This window comes from Anaplasma phagocytophilum (assembly GCF_023476575.1).
Taxonomy (GTDB): Bacteria; Pseudomonadota; Alphaproteobacteria; order Rickettsiales; family Anaplasmataceae; genus Anaplasma; species Anaplasma phagocytophilum_A.
This window is the reverse complement of the sequence record NZ_JAHLEX010000103.1, coordinates 1-3,744: the sequence shown is the minus strand read 5'-3', so window position 1 is coordinate 3,744 and position 3,744 is coordinate 1. Positions and strand designations below refer to the sequence as shown.

The following is a 3,744-nucleotide window of genomic DNA, read 5'->3' as shown; positions in this document are numbered from 1 at the left end:
AGCATGATGAGCCTGGAAAGGTGCTCTGCATCAGTTGTTGTCATGTGCAAAGATGCCATGCTAGCATACATCTCATATGCGTGAGCAGCGCTTTAGCGTGCGCACCATTCCAATAGCTCGAGAAAAAGCAACTTAACTATAATGCTTGAAAGTGTCACTGCTTTCCGCTGATTAAAGAGATTTTATTCAAATATGGTGTCTTTTTACATCCTATACACACTTCTAAGGCGGTGTTATTCCTAGAACACACCTGCTCTGTGCCAAATCTCGCTTTTATAGCCCTCAGCATAGTGCTGAATGCATATAACAACACCATTATGCTGTAGACAACACATTGGTGATATGAAAAAGCAGCTTTTATCACCCTTTAATCTTGTTAGTACTTCCACTTTGTGCATCTGCAAAAGAACTCATTTATTTCTCAATAGCCTTAACAATTACGAAAGCTTGCACTATTGCCAGCATGGAGTCTCTAGCTAATAGCTTAGCAGTGCGCTTACAGCCTACAAGGCACATTATAATGATCTACTTTGTGGAGAGCTTCACGCACTCTTAGTCCAAAATAGGCAATATTGCACGTGCATCTTCTTCAATCAGCCAGATCTATGAATCCACAAGTGCCTAATGCACATAATAAAGCCTGCTAGAGAGCACTCTATAATATAATGAGAGAAAAAACGACCCCCTCACTGTTGAAGTTGCGCAGCAAGCTGAAAGCAGGAAAGAGCGCCTAAAAATGAGATCAACACATTTATAGATAGTACAAAACCCCGCCTACCCTGGATTTACTCTGATTAGCTCTTCTTTACTATTTCTGACTCAGTAACGATATAGCATCCTCCAGCGTAATATCTTCAGATCTACCCTTTAGTGCTACGCTTACCTCGTCACACTTTAGATAAAAGCCGTACCTTCCCTTACATACGTATACATCTTTACCATCCTTGTTCTGGCCCAAAAGTTTAGCCTTTTTGTCAGATTGTTTATCTATTATTTCTACAGCTTCCTGGTGGCTTATGTTGATGTAGTCTTCCCTATTCTTGATAGAAAAATACATGCCATTGTAAAAAAGGTACGGTCCAAAGCGGCCAATACCCAATTTTATCTCTTTATCAGTATTTGGATAGCATCCCAGGACCAATGGAAGAGATAGCATCTTCTTCGCAATATCTACAGTAATTTCACCAGCGCTCTTAGTTAAAGAAACACGCTTTGTGCTATTACCTAGCTGCAAATATTCGCCGTATGGCCCACGCTTTAGGAAAATCTCTTCCTGAGTCTCTTCATCTATACCCAAAATTCTTGAGGCATCATCAGGTGGAGAAGCGCTACCATCTTCACCAATTCCTCTCGTATATCTACATTCAGGGTACCTATTGCATCCCAAAAACGCACTAGTCTTGCCTATATTTAGCATGAGTTCACCCGATCCACACTGTGGACAAACCCTGCTAATGCCCTCGCCATCTACTGAAGAAAATGCATAATTCTCCAAATCTCTGGTAATAGCTTTCAATATCTCACTTGCTTCAATAGTTTTTACGGAACTGACATCCGATATGAACTTATCCCAGAATTGACTCAAAACTTCCTTCCAAACCATCTTCCCATTTGAGATAAGATCAAGCTCTTCCTCTAGATTAGCCGTAAAGTCGTACTCCACGTACTTTCTGAAAAAGTTCGTCAAAAAGGCGTTTACTATTCTCCCCCTCTCACTTGGAACAAAACGCTTTTGCTCCAGTTGCGTGTATCCCCTTTCCTGCAAAACTGAAATAATCGTCGCATAAGTAGAAGGTCTACCGATACCGATTTCTTCCATTTTTTTCACTAAACTAGCTTCACTGTATCGAGCAGGCGGCTGAGTAAAATGCTGATTAGGATGTACTTCCAGCAGCTCGCAGCTTTCACCTTCGCGAAGTTGCGGCAACATACGACGCTTATCACTATCTTCAGAACCATATACTCTATAATAACCATCAAAACTGAGAGTCGATCCAGTTGCATGAAGACTTATTTCCCCACATGATGACTTAATATCCACAGCTACCTGATCGATAATTGCCGATTCCATCTGCGTAGCAAGCGTCCTTTTCCATATAAGTGTATAAAGCTTCAATTGCTCATCTGTGAGGTATTTTGATAGCTGCTCAGGTAGCATAGTAATGTCCGTAGGACGTATAGCTTCGTGCGCTTCCTGTGCATTTTTCACTTTTTTAGTATAATTCCTAATAGATTTGGATAGATATTTCTCCCCAAACTGCATTTTGATTGTATCACGTATATAGGTTACGGAATCTTCAGAAATATAAAAACCATCTGTACGCATATACGTTATAAGACCTACTATTTCCCCTCCGATATCTATACCTTCATATAACTTCTGAGCTATAATCATGGTATTCTTCGCAGAGAACCCCAATTTTGTAGATGCCTCTTGTTGTAGACTCGATGTGATAAAAGGGGGATATGGGTTGCGCTTAGTCTTCTTCGACTCAACAGACGCTACGGTATAGCTCTGATTCTTAACAGTCTCCGCGTATTCCTTAGCCTGCTCTTCCGTACTTATTGAAAACTTCTCGAGCTTCTCACCTGCATAACACTTAAGAACGGTCTCGAATTTCTCACCACCCTTGTTTTGCAGATCTACTCCAACATCCCAATACTCCTGAGTCTTGAACCGCTCTACTTCATATTCTCTCTCACAAAGTAGACGAAGCGCCACAGATTGCACTCTACCCGCCGATCTACTACCAGGCAATTTTCTCCACAACAGCGGAGACAGTGTAAACCCCACAAGATAATCCAACACTCTGCGTGTTTGTTGGGCACGAACCAAGTTCATATCTATAGGACGACAATTATCAATAGCAGCAGTAACCGCTCTTTTTGTTACTTCATTGAACACCATCCTGTGCACTGTAACATCTTTTGCTATGGCACACTTCTCCTTCAAAACCTCTATTATATGCCAAGCTATTGCTTCTCCTTCGCGATCCGGGTCCGTAGCGAGATATATAGCCTCTTTTTCAGCACGGACAGTTTTTACTATCTTATCCAGGTGCTTTTCTGATTTCGGGATAATCTCATATATCATTTTAAAATCATTAGAAGGATCAACCGATCCACTCTTCGCTGGAAAATCCCTTATGTGGCCAAAAGAAGCAATAACATTGTATTTCTTCCCCAAGTACTTACTAATAGTCTTCGCCTTAGAAGGAGACTCTACTATGACCACGCCCATCTCAAACCTACAAACAACGCTCCCTTTGAAGCTAGGAACCTAATATTATAAAAAGGGGGTCTTGAAAAGTGTTTTGATATAACAAGCATCAATGCACCTTACGAAATCTCTTCACATATTACCAACTATCCTACATATGCAATTATTTCTTTATAGAAAAAAATAATTGCTAAATTATTAACTTTTTATTAATAAGTATAGCACTTTTATAAGAAGCCATGCCCGATATTTCTATATAATTGGAAGATATTTCATATGCAAGAATCTTGAGATTTTGCTTAAGTGCAATAGTTATTTTCTATAAAAAATAGCTTGTTGCTCGCCGTATTCGAGGATTTCGTCTTGAAATTACGTCAATATTTACGCTGATATTACATGCGCTCTAAATATAGAACTTACTCTTGGAATGTCTGTGCAAAATCTTATGTTCATAAGTATTGTAGGATTGCTATACAAGATGAGTCTTTCTGACGCTATTGAGAAGAAAACAGATTGTTGTAGGC

1 protein-coding gene is annotated in these 3,744 nt (G+C 39.9%); it reads right to left on the bottom strand.

The genetic code is table 11. From position 1 onward, the window contains the following. Positions 1-808: 808 nt before the first annotated feature. The gene (gene topA, locus KPX09_RS04650; RefSeq protein WP_249549210.1) at positions 809-3,241 is read right to left on the bottom strand and encodes a type I DNA topoisomerase; all 2,433 of its coding nucleotides are present in this window, start codon (positions 3,239-3,241) and stop codon (positions 809-811) included. Positions 3,242-3,744 lie beyond the last annotated feature (503 nt).

Excerpts from the sequence above, each read along its gene's own strand:
- topA (WP_249549210.1), bottom strand. The coding sequence starts at position 3,241 with ATGGGCGTGGTCATAGTAGAGTCTCCTTCTAAGGCGAAGACTATTAGT.